Annotated in this window: 9 protein-coding genes; 2 read left to right on the top strand and 7 right to left on the bottom strand. The window is 63.9% G+C overall.

The window, feature by feature from the left end:
* Positions 1-78 precede the first annotated feature (78 nt).
* The 5 genes from EWM63_RS14275 to ssb form a co-directional block, all read right to left on the bottom strand.
* Positions 79-1,458, bottom strand: coding sequence for an HlyD family type I secretion periplasmic adaptor subunit (locus EWM63_RS14275; protein WP_130187134.1), 1,380 nt, complete (start codon positions 1,456-1,458; stop codon positions 79-81).
* The gene (locus tag EWM63_RS14270; RefSeq protein ID WP_130187133.1) at positions 1,431-3,575 is read right to left on the bottom strand and encodes a peptidase domain-containing ABC transporter; all 2,145 of its coding nucleotides are present in this window, start codon (positions 3,573-3,575) and stop codon (positions 1,431-1,433) included. Before EWM63_RS14270 ends, EWM63_RS14275 begins: the two co-directional genes overlap by 28 nt.
* Positions 3,576-3,758: 183 nt before the next feature.
* Positions 3,759-10,565 carry a beta strand repeat-containing protein gene (locus EWM63_RS32055; protein WP_207221286.1) on the bottom strand — a complete coding sequence of 2,269 codons (6,807 nt, stop codon included), beginning with the start codon at positions 10,563-10,565 and terminating at the stop codon, positions 3,759-3,761.
* 720 nt (positions 10,566-11,285) lie between these two features.
* Positions 11,286-11,996, bottom strand: a complete 711-nt coding sequence (locus EWM63_RS14260; RefSeq protein WP_130187132.1) for a hypothetical protein — start codon at positions 11,994-11,996, stop codon at positions 11,286-11,288.
* A 90-nt stretch (positions 11,997-12,086) separates the two neighbouring features.
* Complete coding sequence (ssb, locus tag EWM63_RS14255; protein ID WP_130187131.1) at positions 12,087-12,584, bottom strand: single-stranded DNA-binding protein; 498 nt, start codon at positions 12,582-12,584, stop codon at positions 12,087-12,089.
* Between the two features lie 358 nt (positions 12,585-12,942).
* Here ssb and uvrA point away from each other — a divergent pair, with 358 nt between their 5' ends.
* Positions 12,943-15,792: an excinuclease ABC subunit UvrA gene (uvrA, locus tag EWM63_RS14250; protein WP_130187130.1), complete on the top strand. Its 2,850-nt coding sequence runs from the start codon at positions 12,943-12,945 to the stop codon at positions 15,790-15,792.
* A gap of 394 nt (positions 15,793-16,186) precedes the next feature.
* On the opposite strand, the gene EWM63_RS14245 is transcribed toward uvrA, so the two are convergent.
* On the bottom strand, positions 16,187-16,801 hold the full coding sequence (locus EWM63_RS14245; protein WP_130187129.1) for a TetR/AcrR family transcriptional regulator: 615 nt from the start codon (positions 16,799-16,801) through the stop codon (positions 16,187-16,189).
* Positions 16,802-16,936: 135 nt separating this feature from the next.
* Between EWM63_RS14245 and EWM63_RS14240 the strand changes: the two genes are divergently transcribed.
* On the top strand, positions 16,937-17,692 hold the full coding sequence (locus EWM63_RS14240; RefSeq protein WP_130187128.1) for a ZIP family metal transporter: 756 nt from the start codon (positions 16,937-16,939) through the stop codon (positions 17,690-17,692).
* Between the two features lie 36 nt (positions 17,693-17,728).
* Here the strand turns inward: EWM63_RS14240 and EWM63_RS14235 are convergent, their stop codons facing one another.
* Complete coding sequence (locus EWM63_RS14235) at positions 17,729-18,250, bottom strand: ankyrin repeat domain-containing protein (protein ID WP_130187127.1); 522 nt, start codon at positions 18,248-18,250, stop codon at positions 17,729-17,731.
* Positions 18,251-18,297 lie beyond the last annotated feature (47 nt).

The raw sequence follows: 18,297 nt of genomic DNA, 5'->3' as shown, positions 1-18,297 counted from the left end.
CACAGATATGGGTTTGCCAGCACCATCCGTTGCAAATGAACAGGTGCCTGTCATCGGTCCCGGTACCGGCCGCCGGTTTCACGGCTCGCGGATCGATTCGTCCATTGCCTTCGTCAGCGGCCACAGCAGATAAGACATGATCGTGCGCTCGCCGGTAACGATTTCCGCCGTCACCGTCATCCCCGGCAGCAGGCGCGTGCCTGCCTCCATCCGGCGCAGGCCGGCATTGCCGTAGTCGACGCGCGCCAGGTAGTACGCATCCGTGCCCTGCCCCGGCGTTACCTGCTCGCGCTTGAACGAATCGGAGCTGACGGTGCGCAGCTTGCCGTCCAGGGCGCCGTGCTTCTGGAACGGGAACGCATCGAGCTTCAGGTGCACGGGCGCATTCGCCTTGATGTAGCCGATGTCGGCCGAATCGATTTCCACTTCCGCTTCCAGCTCCGCGCCCAGCGGTACCAGTGTGAACATCGCTTCCGCCTCGCGCACGATCGAGCCTTGCGAGAGCTTGCCCATTTCCAGCACCACCGCGTCGACCGGCGCCGCCACGCGCACCATCTGGCGCCGCTTGTCGGCCTTGGCCAGTTGCTCGTTGATGCTGTCGCGCTCGCGCGTCACGTTCAGCAGGTCTTCCAGTGTCTTTTGCCGCCAGCCGCGGTTCAGCGCGGCACGCTCGGCTTCGGCGGCGGCCAGTTCCTTGGCCAGTTCCAGGTCGCGGCTGCGGCCGTTGATCAGGCTGCGCTCCACTTCGAGGCGACGGTCGCGTGCTTCCAGCAACTGCATCTTGGCGCCGAAGTTTTCCGCGACCAGTTGCTCCTGCATCGACTCGATCTGCTGCAGCGACTTCAGGCGCTCGGCAAGCACGGTCTGGTCGCGCCGGTTGGTTTCGATGGTGGCGCGCAGGCGCTGCACGTTTTCTTCCAGCCGGCGTTTCTGCGCATCGAGATTGGCCTGGCGTTCGCCGGACAGCTGCGCCTGCAGCGCGTTGTCGGCACCGCCGCCGGCACCGGACGGCGGGCGCGTACCGGCCAGCTCGGCCTGCAGGCTCGCCACCTGCGTATCCAGGCTGGACAGGCGATTGCGCAGCTGCTGTTCGTCGGCCTGCGTGAACGTGGGGTCCAGCTCGGCGAGTACATCGCCCTGCTTCACCACCTGGCCCGCGCGCACGTGGACACGCTGGATGATCGAAGTTTCCAGCGGCTGCACGACGATGTTCGCCGTGGGATTCACGAGCCGGCCATGGGCGGTGACGACCGTTTCCATCTTCGAGAAGCTGGCCCACAGGATGAATAGCAGGAGGGCCAGTACAAGCAGGTGCAGCGTCAGCCGGATGTAGCGCGGCAGCGGCATGCGTTCGATCGCGTCCGCGTCGGGCAGGAACTCGACCTCGGTCTCCTCGCCCATGCGGCGGGCGGCCGAGCGGCGTTCGCCCATCACAGGTGGCTTGTTTGCTGGTTCCATAGGTGCTGGTAGGTATCGCTGCGCGTGAGCAGTTCTTCGTGGCGGCCGGCGTCGACCAGGCGGCCCCGCTGCATGACGAGGATCGCATCCGCGTTGACGAGGGTGGACAGGCGGTGCGAGATCATCACGACCGTGCGGCCGACGGCGATCTTCGACAGGTTGCGGATGAAGATCGCCTCGCTTTCAGGGTCGAGCGCGGAAGCGGCTTCGTCGAGGATCAGGATGCGCGGCTTGGCCAGCAGCGAACGGGCGATCGACAGCCGCTGCTTCTGGCCGCCGGAGAGATTCGAGGCGTTCTCTTCCAGCATCGTGTCATAGCCCATCGGCATGCGCTCGATGAATTCGTCGGCGCCAGCGGCGGCGGCCGCTTCGTTGATTTCCTCGAACGTGGCGTCGGGCTTGGTGATCAGCAGGTTTTCGCGGATCGTGCCGCGGAACAGGAAGTTCTCCTGCAGGACCACGCCGATCTGGCGGCGCAGGTGCGCCAGTTCGATCTCGCGCGCATCGAAGCCGTCGAAGCGCACGATCCCTTCCTGCACCGCATACAGGCCCTGGATCACTTTTGTCAGCGTGGTCTTGCCCGAGCCGCTGCGACCGACGATGCCGACCACGGTGCCGGGCGTGATCGTGAAGCTGGTGCGGTCGAGCGCATTGGTCTGGCTGCCCGGGTAGCGGAACGTGACATCCTCGAACTTGATTTCTCCCTCCAGGATGGGGCGCAGGCCGCCCGCGCCCGCGCGGCCTTCCGGCGCGCGGTTCATCACCTCGCCCATCATTTTCACGGATAGCGCCGTTTCCTGGTATTCGTTGACCAGGCCCACGATCGAGATGAGTGGCGAGGTCACACGCTGCGACAGCATCTGGAACGCGATCAGCGCGCCGATCGTCAGCGTGCCGTCGAACACGCCCTGCGCGCCCAGCACGATCAGCACCACCGGCAGCAGCTTGCCCAGGAAATCCGTGACGGCGTTACCGGTGATGGAGATCTGGCCCACCCGGAAATGCATCGTGATCGCCTCGGCCGAGCGCTGGTCCCAGTCGCGGCGCTGCGAAGGTTCGATCGCCAGCGCCTTCACGGTGCGCATGCCGTGGATGGTCTCCACCAGCATTGCCTGGCGCATGCCTTCGGCCGTGTAGAGCGCCTTGAGCCGGCGCTGGAACGTGGGGATCATCGCCATCACCACCCCGGCGATCAGCGCCGCGAACAGCAGCACGACCATCGTCAGCTTGAACGAATAAGAGAACAGGATCGGCAGGAAGACCAGCAGCGACAGCAGGTCCAGACCGGTGAAGAACAGCCGGCCGGTAAGGAAGTTGCGGATCTTTTCCAGCTGCTGCATGTGCTGCGTGATGATGCCGGCCGTGGTGGTCTCGAAATAATCGATCGGCAGCGACAGCAGGTGCGAGAACACGCGGCGCGTGAGCCGCATGTCGATCTTGTTGGTGGCCGCCAGGATCAGCACCTGGCGCAGGTAGCCGAACAGCGCGTCGAACACGAGGGCCAGCACGATGCCGGCAGTCAGCACCCACAGCGTGCTATAGCTCTGGTGCGTCAGCACCTTGTCGATCACGAGCTGGAAGAAGATCGGCGACGCCAATGCAAGCACCTGCATCACGATGGCGGCGATCAGGATGTCGCGGAATGCCGTCTTCTGCTTCAGCAGTTCGGGTATGAACCACTTCAGGCCGAACGGCTGCGCCGGGTCCGTCATCTTGTGCTGGCGCTTGACGAACAGCACCTGGCCCGACCAGTGGCGCATGAAATCGTCATGCCCCACCAGCACGACCTGGCCATTGTTGGCGGCCGGGTTCAGCACGGCCACCTTGCCATCTGCACCTTCGCCTTCGCTGCCGACGATGATGACCATATTGCCTTCATCGAGGCGCGCCAGCAGCGGATACACGCCCTGCTGGTGCAGCAGGCGCTGCCACGTGAGCTTGTCCGCCTTTGCTTTCAGGCCGATGTCGCCGGCAATGCGCAGCAACGCCCCGTCATTCGGCTCCTCCGCGCCCAGCGCATACTCGTCGATCAAACGCTCGGGGTTGATCTGCAGCCCGTGGTGTTGAGCGACGGCGGTCAGGCACTGGATGGCGGTATGGGCAAATTTTTCGGGCATTGTGCTTTGACGCAATGTTTTCGCCAAAGGATTCTACCCCAGGCATGGCGGTTCAGGCGCCACTCAAAACCTCGAACAGCGGGGTGAAAGTCGGGATGGAGAACAATAAAAAAAAACGGCAAGACGCATGTCTTGCCGTTTCGCTCACTTCGGCCGGGATCGCCGGCCGTCGGAGGTGCCCGATTACTTGTTCGGGCTGGCCAGGAAGCCGTGTGCGCTGGCGCCCTGCAGGGCCTTCAGGCGCAGCGTGTCGTCGGTCGAGGCCATCGATTCGGCGCCGGTGCGCAGCTTCGTGGCGTCATCGAACGATTTCAGCGATGCCGCCATGCTGGCCACGCTGGCCGACAGGTTGGTTGCCGCCGACACGTCCAGCTTCGTCGCGCCGCTGGCCGGGACCGGCGACGTGCTGCCGTAGGAAGCGATGGCCGCCGACAGGCTGGTGTTGCCGGTCGTGGACTTGCTTGCCGCAAACCACACGTCGGCCGCTGCGTGCGTCTGGCCATCGGCCGTCTCGTAGCTCGACGTCAGGCCAACGATGTTGCCGTTGTTGATCGTCGCGGTGGCCTGCGTCTCCAGGCTCAGCTTCGTGATGTTCAGCTCGGCCAGCGATTTCAGTTCGCCCGCATCGCTGACACCGTCGGCATTGCCATCCACCCACACCTTCAGCTTGCTGAACGCGGAGTCGCCGGCCGTCAGGGCACCGTCGCCATCCGTATCCAGTTCGGCCATCGCCTGGTAGCCGTCGCTGGCCTTCTGGCCGTTGGACAGCGTGGTGCCTTCGCCGAACAGCTCGGAGCCGTCGTTGATGGCGCCATCGCCGTTACGGTCCAGGACCAGCAGGCCATCGCCGCCACCCACCCAGCCGGTGTCCAGCGTCTCGCCGTTGCCCAGCAGGTCGAACTGCACGCCTGCGGACTGGGACAGCGTTTCGATGCCGTTGCCGTTCAGGTCCAGGATCACCGGGCTGTAGAAGCCCGGGTTGCCCATCGCACCGATCTGCGAGGAAGTCAGTGCCTGCACCTGCGTCGAGGTCAAGGCGCAGATCTGCGCGCTGGTCAGTGCCTTGACCTGGTTCGTCGTCAGTGCCGCCACCTGCGTGGTGGTCAGGCCCTTGATCGCGCCGGTCTTCAGCGCGGCCAGGTCGGACGTTTCGATCGACGTCAGCTGCGCCGTCGACAGCGCCGCCACCTGCTCGCTCTTCAGGGCAGAGATCGTCGAGGTCTTCAACGCCACGATGCCGTTGGTGGTCAGTGCAACGATCTGGCTGGTCGTCAACGCTCCAACCTGCGCCGAGGTCAGCGCGTTGGCCTGGGTGGTCGTCAGCGATGCCACCTGGGCGGTCGTCAGGCCGTTTGCCACGTTGGCCGTGCTCAGGGCGGCGATCTGCCCCGTGCCCAGCGCAGCGAGCTGGCCGGTCGTCAGCGCGGCGACATGCGTCGTCTTCAATGCCGCGATGACACTGGTCTTCAGGCCGCCGATGTCGGCCGTTTCGATCGCTGCGACACCGCTGGTCGACAGTGCACCGAACTGCGCGGTGGACAGTGCGCCCAGCTGGTTCGACGACAGGGCCACGATCTGGTTCGTGGTGATGCCGTTGGCCAGGTTGTTCGTCGTCAGCGCGGCGATCTGCGTGGTCGCCATGTTGCCGATCTGGTTCGTCGTCAGCGCAGCCATCTGCATGGTGCTCAGGCCGGCGATGCTCGACGTCTTCAATGCGGTCAGGTCAGCCGTTTCCATGGCGGCGATGCCGCTGGTGGACAGGCCGGCGATCTGGGCCGAGCTCAGCGCGTTGGCTTGCGTGGTGGTCAGCGCGACGACCTGGTTGGTGGTCAACGCGGCCAGCTGTGCCGACTTCAGGCCAGCGATGCTCGACGTCTTCAGCGCGGCCAGGTCGGCCGTTTCCATTGCGGCAAGCGAGGCGGTCGCCAGGCTCGACACTTGTGCCGAAGTCAGCACGGATGCCTGGTTGCTCGACAGGGCGACAACCTGGCTCGTGGTCAGGCCTTGCAGCGCGGCAGTGCTCAGGGCGGCTACCTGGTTCGTGCCCAGGGCACCGATCTGGTTCGTCGTCAGTGCGCCAACCTGGGTCGACTTCAGCGAAGCGATCACGCTGGTTTTCAGGCCGACGATATCGGCCGTTTCGATGGCGGCGACACCGCTGGTCGACAGTGCACCGAACTGCGCGGTGGACAGTGCGCCCAGCTGGTTCGACGACAGGGCCACGATCTGGTTCGTGGTGATGCCGTTGGCCAGGTTGTTCGTCGTCAACGCGGCGATCTGCGTGGTCGCCATGTTGCCGACCTGGTTCGTCGTCAGCGCAGCCATTTGCATGGTGCTCAGGCCGGCGATGCTCGACGTCTTCAGTGCGGCCAGGTCAGCCGTTTCCATGGCGGCGATGCCGCTGGTGGACAGGCCGGCGATCTGGGCCGAGCTCAGCGCATTGGCTTGCGCAGTGGTCAGGGCGACGACCTGGTTGGTGGTCAGCGCGGCCAGCTGTGCCGACTTCAGGCCGCCAATCGTTGCCGTCTTCAGCGCGGCCAGGTCGGCCGTTTCCATCGCGGCAAGCGAGGCGGTCGCCAGGCTCGACACTTGTGCCGAGCTCAGCACGGATGCCTGGTTGCTCGACAGGGCGACGACCTGGCTCGTGGTCAGGCCTTGCAGGGCCGCCGTGGTCAGCGCGCCGACCTGGTTCGTGCCCAGGGCGCCGATCTGGTTCGTCGTCAGTGCGCCAACCTGGGTCGACTTCAGCGAAGCGATCACGTTGGTCTTCAGGCCGACGATATCGGCCGTTTCGATGGCGGCGACGGCATTGGTCGACAGTGCACCGAATTGCGCGGTGGACAGTGCGCCCAGCTGGTTCGACGACAGGGCCACGATCTGGTTCGTGGTGATGCCGTTGGCCAGGTTGTTCGTCGTCAGCGCGGCGATCTGCGCGGTCGCCATGTTACCGACCTGGTTCGTCGTCAGCGCAGCCATCTGCATGGTGCTCAGGCCGGCGATGCTCGACGTCTTCAGTGCGGCCAGGTCAGCCGTTTCCATGGCGGCGATGCCGTTGGTGGACAAGCCGGCGATCTGGACCGAGCTCAGGGCATTGGCTTGCGCGGTCGACAGCGCCACGACCTGGTTCGTCGTCAGGGCGGCCAGTTGGGAGGACTTCAGGCCGGCGATCGTTGCCGTCTTCAGTGCGGCCAGGTCAGCCGTTTCGATGGCAGCGACCGCTTCGGTCGACAGGCTCGACACTTGTGCCGAGCTCAGCACGGACGCCTGGTTGCTCGACAGGGCGGCGACCTGGCTCGTGGTCAGGCCTTGCAGGCCCGCCGTGGTCAGCGCGCCGACCTGGTTCGTGCCGAGGGCGCCGACCTGGTTCGTCGTCAGTGCGCCGACTTGCGAGGACTTCAGCGACGCGATGACGCTGGTCTTCAGGCCAACGATGTCGGCCGTTTCAATGGCGGCGACACCGCTGGTCGACAGTGCACCGAACTGCACGGTGGACAGCGCGCCCAGCTGGTTCGACGACAGGGCCACGATCTGGTTCGTGGTGATGCCGTAGGCCAGGTTGCTCGTCGTCAGCGCGGCGATCTGCGCAGTGGCCATGTTACCGACCTGGTTCGTCGTCAGCGCCGCCATCTGCATGGTGCTCAGGCCGGCGATGCTCGACGTCTTCAGGGCGGCCAGGTCAGCCGTTTCCATGGCGGCGATGCCGCTGGTGGACAGGCCGGCGATCTGGGCCGAGTTCAGGGCGTTGGCTTGCGCGGTGGTCAGGGCGACAACCTGGTTGGTAGTCAGCGCGGCCAGCTGTGCCGACTTCAGGCCGCCGATCGTTGCCGTCTTCAGGGCGGCCAGGTCAGCCGTTTCGATCGCTGCGACAGCGGCGGTCGACAGGCTCGACACTTGTGCCGAGCTCAGCACGGATGCCTGGTTGCTCGACAGGGCGACGACTTGGCTCGTGGTCAGGCCTTGCAGGGCTGCCGTGGTCAGCGCGCCGACCTGGTTCGTGCCCAGTGCGCCGATCTGGTTCGTGGTCAATGCGCCAACCTGGGTCGACTTCAGCGAAGCGATCACGTTGGTTTTCAGGCCGACGATGTCCGCCGTTTCGATGGCGGCGACACCGCTGGTCGACAGTGCACCGAACTGCGCGGTAGACAGCGCGCCCAGCTGGTTCGACGACAGGGCCACGATCTGGTTCGTGGTGATGCCGTTGGCCAGGTTGTTCGTCGTCAGCGCGGCGATCTGCGCGGTCGCCATGTTGCCGACCTGGTTCGTCGTCAGCGCGGCCATCTGCATGGTGCTCAGGCCGGCGATGCTCGACGTCTTCAGTGCAGCCAGGTCAGCCGTTTCCATGGCGGCGATGCCGCTGGTGGACAGGCCGGCGATCTGGGCCGAGTTCAGGGCGTTGGCTTGCGCGGTGGTCAGGGCGACGACCTGGTTGGTGGTCAGCGCCGCCAGCTGCGCCGACTTCAGGCCGCCGATCGTTGCCGTCTTCAGCGCGGCCAGGTCGGCCGTTTCGATCGCTGCAACGGCGGCGGTCGACAGGCTCGACACTTGTGCCGAGCTCAGCACGGATGCCTGGTTGCTCGACAGGGCGACGACCTGGCTCGTGGTCAGGCCTTGCAGTGCGGCGGTGCTCAGGGCGACGACCTGGTTCGTGCCCAGGGCACCGATCTGGTTCGTCGTCAGTGCGCCAACCTGGGTCGACTTCAGCGAAGCGATCACGTTGGTCTTCAGGCCAACGATATCGGCCGTTTCGATGGCGGCGATGGCATTGCTCGACAGTGCGCCGAACTGCGTGGTGGACAGGGCACCGAGCTGGTTCGACGACATGGCCACGATCTGGTTCGTGGTGATGCCGTTGGCCAGGTTGTTCGTCGACAGCGCGGCGATCTGCGCGGTGGCCAGGTTGCCGACCTGGTTCGTCGTCAGCGCGGCCATTTGCATGGTGCTCAGGCCGGCGATGCTCGACGTCTTCAGTGCAGCCAGGTCAGCCGTTTCCATGACGGCGATGCCGCTGGTGGACAGGCCGGCGATCTGCACGGTGGTCAGCGCATTGGCCTGGGTGGTGGTCAGCGCCACGATCTGGTTCGTGGTCAGCGCGCCGACCTGGGTCGACTTCAGCGCTGCGATGACGTTCGTCTTCAGGCCGACGATATCGGCCGTTTCGATGGCGGCAACGGAGGTGGTCGACAGTGCGCCGAATTGCGCGGTCGACAGCGCGCCCAGCTGGTTCGACGACAGGGCCACGATCTGGTTCGTGGTCAGGCCGTTGGCGATCTGGTTCGTGGTCAGTGCCGCGATCTGGGTGGTGGCAATGCTGCTGGCCTGGTTGGTGGTCAGTGCGGCCACTTGCGTGGTGCTCAGGCCGGCGATGGTCGAGGTCTTCAGCGCAGCCAGGTCAGCCGTTTCCATGGCGGCAACGCCACTGGTGGACAGGCCGGCGATCTGGGCCGAGCTCAGCGCGTTGGCTTGCGCGGTCGACAGTGCCACGACCTGGTTGGTGGTCAGGGCGGCCAGCTGTGCCGACTTCAGGCCAGCGATGCTCGACGTCTTCAGTGCGGCCAGGTCGGCCGTTTCCATTGCGGCAAGCGAAGCGGTCGACAGGCTCGACACTTGTGCCGAGGTCAGCACGGATGCCTGGTTGCTCGACAGGGCGACGACCTGGTTCGTGGTCAGGCCTTGCAGGGCGGCGGTGCTCAGCACGGCTACCTGGTTCGTGCCCAGGGCACCGACCTGGTTGGTCGTCAATGCGCCAACCTGCGTGGATTTCAGTGCAGCGATGGTACTGGTCTTCAGGCCGCCGATGTCAGCCGTTTCGATGGCGGCGATGCTGTTGGTCGACAGGGCATTGAACTGGTTGGTGGACAGCGCGCCCAGCTGGTTCGACGTCAGTGCCACCACCTGGTTCGTGGTCAGGCCATTGGCCATCTGGTTGGTGGTCAGCGCGGCGATCTGCGTCGTGGCCAGGTTGCCGACCTGGTTGGTGGTCATTGCGGCGACTTGCGTGGTCGACAGGCCGGCGATGGTGGACGTCTTCAACGCGGCCATGTCGGCCGTTTCCATGGCGGCGACGCCATTGGTCGTCAGGCCGGCAATCTGTGCGGAGCTCAGCGCATTGGCTTGCGCGGTCGACAGCGCCACGACCTGGTTGGTCGTCAGCGCAGCCACCTGCGCCGATTTCAGGCCGGCGACAGTGGCCGTCTTCAGTGCGGCCATGTCGGCCGTTTCAATGGCGGCGATCGAGGTGGTGGACAGGGTACCGACCTGGCTGGAGCTCAGCACGGATGCCTGGTTGCTCGTCAGCGCAACGATCTGGTTCGTCGTCAGGCCTTGCAGGCCGGCAGTGCTCAGCGCGACTACCTGGGTCGTGCCCAGGGCAGCGATCTGGTTCGTGGTCAGGGCGCCGACTTGCGTGGACTTCAGCGACGCGATCACGTTCGTCTTCAGGCCGCCGAGGTCGGCCGTTTCGATCGCTGCCACGCTGTTGGTGGACAGTGCACCGAATTGCGCGGTCGTGAATGCGCCGAGCTGATCCGACTTCAGCGCCACGACCTGGTTGGTCGTCAGCGCGTTGGCGAGGTTGTTCGTGGAGAGTGCGGCTACCTGCTGCGTGCCGAGCGCGCCGACCTGGTTCGTCGTCAGCGCGGCGACCTGCTGGGTGCGCAGCGCGGCGATGCTGGAAGTGCGCAGGGCGGCGAGATCCGCCGTTTCCAGGGCGGCGATCGCGCTGGTGGACAGATTGGCGGCCTGGTTCGTCGTCAGCGCGCCAGCCTGGGTCGACGTCAGCGCAACGACCTGGTTGGTCGTGATGTAGCTCGCCACCTGGGCCGTCGTGAATGCCGGCACCTGCGCGGTCGTGAAGGCCCCGATCTGCGTGGTGGTCAGCGCCTGGAACTGATCTGAGTTGAGTCCGGCAATATCTGCCGTGGCCAACGCTGCGATTTGCGCAGTGGTCAGACCAGCGATCTGCGCGGTTGTCATACTGGTGACGATACTCATTTATTTCTCCTAGGGGCACTGCCCACACTGACGGAACACTGGAGCCTGGCTCCAACTCTCTACCCTGGCAAGACGCCGTATTTCTCTGTTTTCCGCTTTTTGTGCGGACTGATATCATGCTTAACGACAACAAAACTGGTTTACTTAGGGAAACTTCGACAGACCCCGAGAAAAATTCAGACGTTGTGCCAGCGAATTTTTTGCAACCTGAACCGCATGTCATCTGTTCTTGACGGCCAAGTCGCCCTTTCCTACAGGCAAGGCGACTAGTCGGGCACGCTGCTTAAGTAAACTTTTTCGGCTCGCGAAATCGATACTAAGCAGCCAACAAAATGGTGCCGTGAGGCAACTTGACCGCCAGTATATCTGAGTTTTTGCCGTGGGGAACTGTTTTCGATGCCTCTGTGTTGTGCCGGCAACTCGATGTTTTGGCAATATTCCAGAACAGCACGGATGTGCTGAAAGCCAGTAATGGCGCGGGTTTCAAGGGGAAAGTAAAAAATTTCAGGGAGTTGCACCGAAATAAACATTGTTGTCAATAATGACAACAAGACTGAGCCCAGCAGGCTGGCATGGACGCTTGAGGAATACGCTCTGTGCACAGTCGAAAATGCGGCTATGGCACAGCAGCTGAATGGGGGCCCAGCGAACGACGGTGGTTCGGAGACTGTCAGGAAATGGCTGGCATCAGCACGATGCGGCCTGTGGCCGATGGTTGACTTACGGCGAATGGCGGCCTGCACAGCGAATGGCCCTCTCCTGCTCGATGGTGTGCCTGGTACCACCAGTAGAGCAGTCGGGTATCGGTGCCGGCCGAAACATTGCCCATGCCACCAGGCCCGCCGCGAGCAGCCCAACGATCCTGAAGATCCACTTGCGCCGCTGCCGCGCAGGTTGACCCAGGACCCATTCCAGGTTGTCCAGCATGCGAGCCTTCTTCAGATCGCCGGCGGGATTGCCCGCGGCCCGGATCGCTGTCAGGCGGTCCGGGCCGATGATGCCTTGACCAGCCATCCATGCGAGCATTCCACCTGGCCCTGTCACACTGGATTCCCCGAGCCCGATCGCCGCCAGCGCACGGTCGCACTCATCCCGGGTAATCCAATCCGCCTTCAGCAGCTGGCGAAGGCAGACCTTGTGCAGTTCATCGATTTCCAGCACCAGGCCGAGCGCTCCCTCGATCGCCGCCAGGTAGCGCGCCCGCTCATCGCCCGTGAAGGTGGCTGCCACGTGCGCTTCGGCTTGTTCCAGCACGTCTTCATCGATGATGTTGTCGATTCGCATCCACAGCAGGTGGTCGGTCAGGCTCGGGTTTCGCGAGAATTCGCCAAAAGTGGGATGGGCCAGGGCTTGCCTGTGATGCTCGGCGGTGATGATGCCCGCGGCGTGCAGGACATCGAGCGGCGAGGAAGAAGATGCGTTGGTCGTCATCAGAAGATGCTGAAAGATCCATGTCGATAACAAAAAGCCCGCTGTTCTTTCGAACAGCGGGCTGCGATCAGTACAAGACTCCCGGTACGATCAGAATGGAATATCGTCATCCATGTCCGAGAAGTTCGGCGCCGGCTTCGGTGCCGGGCGCGGTGCCGGCGCGGCAGCCTGCGGGCGCGGTGCCGGGCGGCTTGGCGGAGCATCGTAGCCGCCGCCCATGTCATCGCCACCCATCGCATCGCCACCCATGCCCTGGCGGCCGCCGAGCATCTGCATTTCCTGCGCGATGATGTCGGTCGCGTATTTTTCAACGCCATCCTTGTCCGTGTACTTGCGGGTTTGCAGGCGGCCTTCGACGTAGACCGACGAACCCTTCTTCAGGTACTGGCCCACGATTTCCGCCAGGCGGCCGAAGAACGAGATGCGGTGCCACTCGGTGATTTCCTTTTGCTCGCCCGTGTTGCGGTCCTTCGACTTGAACGACGTGGCGACGGCAATGTTGGCGATGGCATCGCCGCTCGGCATGTAGCGGATCTCCGGATCGCGGCCCAGGTTGCCGACGATGATGACTTTGTTGACAGATGCCATGTAGTACTCCTGCGTGAATTTTTACCAAACGAACATTATAAGACAGCGCCTGTGGACGACATACCACGCGATTGACGAATTTTTGATGCCAATTCCTGAGGCTTTCCGCGTGACGTGCGCAGCGGAATTTGAATACTGGTATTATATACAGTATTCACTGACCAGGGTTTGTTCCTGTCTGATCCGTATCAAAATCGTCCGCAGACCTTGAAATCGAATCGAACGCCAGCATAGTGGCTAGGTTTGGTCTCCGGACGCCGCATTTTATTGCACATTTTTATTGTCAGTCATCAGCGGGCAATCGTTCCAGGTGGGCCGTCTCCTGTCGTTTCCTCGCTTACTCAAGGCACATACATACATGGAAGAAATCCGCATTCGCGGCGCGCGTACCCATAACCTGAAGAACATCAACCTCGACCTGCCCCGCAACAAGCTGATCGTGATCACCGGGCTGTCCGGTTCCGGCAAGTCGTCGCTGGCGTTCGACACGCTGTACGCCGAAGGCCAGCGCCGCTACGTCGAATCGCTGTCGGCGTATGCGCGCCAGTTCCTGCAGCTGATGGAAAAGCCGGACGTGGACATGATCGAGGGCCTGTCGCCGGCCATCTCGATCGAGCAGAAGGCCACGTCGCACAACCCGCGCTCGACGGTTGGCACGGTGACGGAAATCCACGATTACCTGCGCCTGCTGTATGCCCGCGTTGGCACGCCGTATTGCATCAACCACCCGGACCATGCGCTGTCGGCGCAATCGGTGTCGCAGATGGTCGATGCCGTACTGGCCATGCCGGAAGGTACCAAGCTGATGATCATGGCGCCCGTGGTGGCGAACCGCAAGGGCGAACACGTGGACCTGTTCGGGCAGATGCAGGCCCAGGGTTTCGTGCGCTTCCGCGTGCAGAGCGGCACGCACGAGGCGAAGATCTACGAAGTGGACGACCTGCCGAAGCTGAAGAAAACGGAAAAGCACACGATCGACGTCGTCATCGACCGCATCAAGGTGAATCCGGACATCAAGCAGCGCCTGGCCGAAAGCTTCGAGACGGCGCTGCGCCTGGCCGATGGCCGCGCGGTCGCCTATGACATGGATGCGGGCACCGAGCATGTGTATTCGAACAAGTTCGCCTGCACCAGCTGCGGCTATTCGCTGCAGGAACTAGAGCCGCGCCTGTTCTCGTTCAATAACCCGATGGGGGCCTGCCCCGAGTGCGATGGCCTGGGCCACATCGAGTTCTTCGATCCGAAACGCATCGTGGCCTTCCCGAACCTGTCGCTGGCCTCGGGTGCCGTGAAGGGCTGGGACCGCCGCAATCAATTCTATTTCTCGATGCTGCAAAGCCTGGCGAACCATTATGGTTTCGACCTCGATGCGCCGTTCGAGAAACTGAACGCCACCGCGCAGAATGCCGTGCTGCACGGCTCGGGCAAGACCGAGATCGCCTTCTCCTATGTCAACGAACGTGGCCGCGCCGTGGTCAAGGAGCACACGTTCGAAGGCGTGGTGAACAACCTGGCGCGCCGCTACCGCGAAACGGATTCGATGGCCGTCAAGGAAGAGCTGGCCAAGTTCATCAACGAGAAGAAGTGCCCCACGTGCGAAGGTGCGCGCCTGCGCGTGGAAGCGCGCCACGTGAAAGTGGGCACCGGCAAGCAGGAAAAGGCGATCTACGAGATCGCCGAGAAGCCGCTGCGCGACACGCTGTCGTTCTTCGAACAGCTGAAGCTGAAGGGTGCCAAGCGCGATATCGCCGACCGCATCGTCAAAGAAATCGTGTCGCGCCTCTCGTTCCTGAACAACGTGGGCCTCGATTACCTGTCGCTGGACCGTTCCGCCGACACGCTGTCCGGCGGTGAAGCCCAGCGCATCCGCCTGGCGTCGCAGATCGGTTCCGGCCTGACGGGCGTGATGTACGTGCTCGACGAGCCGTCGATCGGCCTGCACCAGCGCGACAACGACCGCCTGATCGACACGCTGAAGCACCTGCGCGACATCGGCAACAGCGTGCTGGTGGTGGAGCACGACGAGGATGCGATCCGCACCGCCGACTACATCGTCGACATGGGCAAGGGCGCCGGCGTGCATGGCGGCGACGTGATCGCGGCCGGCTCGCTGAAGGATATCCTGAAGAACAAGGAATCGCTGACGGCGCAGTATCTGAACGGGACGAAGAAAATCGCCGTGCCGGCGAAACGCCATCCGGCAGACCCGAACCGCCAGCTGGTGATCACGGGCGCCAAGGGCAACAACCTGAAGAACCAGACCCTGTCCGTGCCGGTGGGCCTGCTGACCTGCGTGACGGGTGTTTCCGGTTCGGGCAAATCGACGCTGGTCAACGACACGCTGTACCCTGCCCTGTCGCGCCACCTGTATGGTTCGCAGAGCGAGCCGGCGGAGCACGAATCGATCAGCGGCCTGGAACATTTCGACAAGGTCATCTCTGTCGACCAGGCGCCGATCGGCCGCACGCCGCGTTCGAATCCGGCAACCTACACGGGCGTGTTCACGCCGATCCGCGACCTGTTCTCCACGGTGCCCACGGCAAAGGAACGCGGCTACACCGCGGGCCGTTTCTCGTTCAACGTGAAGGGCGGCCGCTGCGAAGCATGCCAGGGCGACGGCGTGCTGAAAGTCGAAATGCACTTCCTGCCGGACGTGTACGTGCCATGCGACGTGTGCCATGGCAAGCGCTACAACCGCGAAACGCTGGAAGTGCATTACAAGGGCAAGAGCATCACCGAAGTGCTGGACATGACGGTGGAAGATGCGCACGAGTTCTTCAAGCCCGTGCCGACGATCGCCCGCAAGCTGCACACGCTGCTCGACGTAGGTCTCGGCTACATCAAGCTGGGGCAGAGCGCCACCACGCTGTCCGGTGGCGAGGCGCAGCGCGTGAAGCTGTCGCTGGAACTGTCCAAGCGCGACACGGGCCGCACGCTGTACATCCTCGATGAACCGACGACAGGCCTGCACTTCCACGACATCGACCTGCTGCTGAAGGTGATCCACCGACTGCGCGACCAGGGCAATACGCTCGTCATCATCGAGCACAACCTGGACGTGATCAAGACCGCCGACTGGCTCGTCGACCTGGGTCCCGAAGGCGGCGCGGGTGGCGGGCGCATCATCGCCACCGGCACGCCGGAAGATGTGGCGAAGAACCCGGAAAGCGTGACCGGTAAATACCTGGTGCCGCTGCTGAAGAAGTAATCCTCCGCACTGCCCCACGAGCCGGCTTCCAGCGAGCCGGCTTTTTTTCGCCCCCTATTGCCAGGCAAACAAACTGGGGACGTACCCCTGTTTAGGAGAAATACCGGCACTGAAAGCGCCTGCAAGACACCGGCTGGGCATGTTTCCGATTTCGCGGCGCTGGACGTTTCCTGGAAACAGGGGTCCGTCCCCAGTTTTTCTCAGTAGAACGTGAAGTCCTCGTTGCACCGGGGGATTCCGCGCAGGGCATCGACCACGACATACCACGCCAGCCCGGCGACGGGCAGCACCAGCAACCATAAAGCGGCCATGACAGCCTCCTCGATCGGTTAATTTCGCACAGGTGTGCGAAATATGAATGAAAAAGGGCGGGCATGGCCCGTCCGCCAGGCAGCTATTCCACTTCGTTGAAACTCTTGTAGGTCGAGATCAGGCGGTTGAAGGCCCGCGCCATCCGCTTCGGCGCCGTGTCGTCGCGCAGGAAGCGCACGTCGTGCATCACGCCGATGACCAGGCTGTAGATTTCGAAGACGAGCTGTTCGGGATCGGTATCCGGGCGCAAGTGGCCCGCCTCCATCGCCTGCAATACCGTCTTGCGCAACGACGCCCGCCAGCGCGCCACGCCCTGTTCGATCCGGTCGCGCAGCGGACCGGCCAGGTCGTCGAATTCAAAAGCGCCCGCCGTGTAAAGGCATGCGCCGCGGGTCGCCTCGCTGCTGATCTTCTTCAGCCACAGGTTCACCTGCATCACGAGCCGCGGCAAGCCTTTCGCCGCCGCCATCGACGGCATGAATACCTCGTCGGCGAAGCGGCGGTCGTACTCGTCCAGCACCGCGCCCTGCAAGGCCTCGAGCGACCCGACCCGCGAAAACACGCCGCTCTTGCTGATGCCCGTGCGTTTGGCGAGCTCGCCCAGCGACAGCTTGCCAATGCCTTCGGCCGCCGCCATGTCCATAGCCGCGGCGATGATCGTGGCATAGGTGGTTTCGCTTTTCGCAGTGGTATTCATGCACGAACTTTAGCACACGTGTGCGAAACAGCAAGCGATTTCGCGCGGGGCCGCGAACCCGTTCTTTCTGGCGGACGCCACTTGCGGCTGAATGGCTGGACAATTGCGCCATGCCGCGTGGCGCAAGGGAGGAATATGGGAGGAATTGCATTGTGGGCCCAGGCCGGCTTCTGGGGTGTCGTGGCGGGTTCGGCCCTGCTGCTGGGCGCGGCCGTGGGCTACTGGATGCCGGTGCCGCAGCGCGTGATCGCCGCCATCATGGCGTTCGGCAGCGGCGTGCTGATCTCGGCACTGTCGTTCGACCTGATGGACGAAGCGTTCCGCCAGGGCGGGTTCAATGCCACCGCGATCGGCTTCCTCGGCGGGGCGATCCTCTTCACGGCGGCCAACCGGATATTGGCGTCATTCGGTGCAAAGCACCGCAAGCGCTCCAGCGGGCGGCAGGTCGATGAAGGCAATGGCACCGCGCTTGCGATCGGCGCGTTGATGGACGGGATACCGGAATCGATCGTCATCGGCCTGTCGCTGCTGAAAGGCGGTGCCGTCAGCACGGTGACCGTGGCGGCGATCTTCCTGTCGAATATTCCAGAAGGGCTTTCCAGCGCCGCCGGCATGAAACGGGCGGGCCGTTCGGTGCGGTATATCTTCGGCATCTGGGGCGGCATCGCGCTGGCATCGGGCGCTGCGGCGCTGGTCGGTTATTCGTTGTTCCAGCGCTTTTCACCAGCCGTGATCGCGGCCACCACCGCCGTGGCGGCCGGCGCGATCCTGGCGATGCTGGTCGACACGATGATCCCCGAAGCGTTCGAGGAAGCGCATGACTATGCCGGCCTGATCACCGTGGCAGGCTTCCTGTCCGCGTTCGCGCTGTCGAAGCTGGGCGGGGCCTGACTGTCCTGACAGGGGTGGAACCCAGACTTCCGGCCATCAGCGCGGCGGCAGCGATTCCAGCAGCGCCGCGGTATCGGCAGCGCCCATCCTGCGCGCAGCCTCCAGGATCGACACCCCGGCGGCATCGACGGCGAAGGGGTCGGCGCCCCGCGCGATCAGCAGGCGCGCGATGTCGACGCGGTTGAACATGGCGGCGAACATCAGCGGCGTCTTGCCGTCGCGGCCCGGGCCGTCGGCCTGGGCGCCATGGTCGAGCAGCAGCGTGGCGATCGCCAGGTCGCCCTTGAACGCGGCGCCCATCAGCGGGCTCTGGCCGGCGTCGTTCTGCAGTTCCGGGTCGGCGCCGCGCTCGAGCAGCACCCTGGTCGTGTCAGGGTGCCCGTTGTAACTGGCCAGCATCAGCAAACTGTCGCCCCGTTCGTTGCGCAGGTTGGCCGGCATGCCCTGCGCCAGCAGCGTGGCCAGCGCGTCCGTTTCGCCGCCGCGCGCCATCTGGAAGACCTTGCGGGCGAATGCGAGGGTGTCGTCGTCGAGCTGGCTGGGATCGGGATGGTTCATGCAATGCTCCTGTGGTTCGGCAGGCCACAGCATACCGTGCCGGCGGC

Origin of the sequence: Pseudoduganella lutea (assembly GCF_004209755.1) — a bacterium.
Classification (GTDB): Bacteria; Pseudomonadota; Gammaproteobacteria; order Burkholderiales; family Burkholderiaceae_D; genus Rugamonas; species Rugamonas lutea.
Note: the sequence above shows the minus strand (reverse complement) of the source record. Positions and strands in the feature narration are given on the sequence as shown.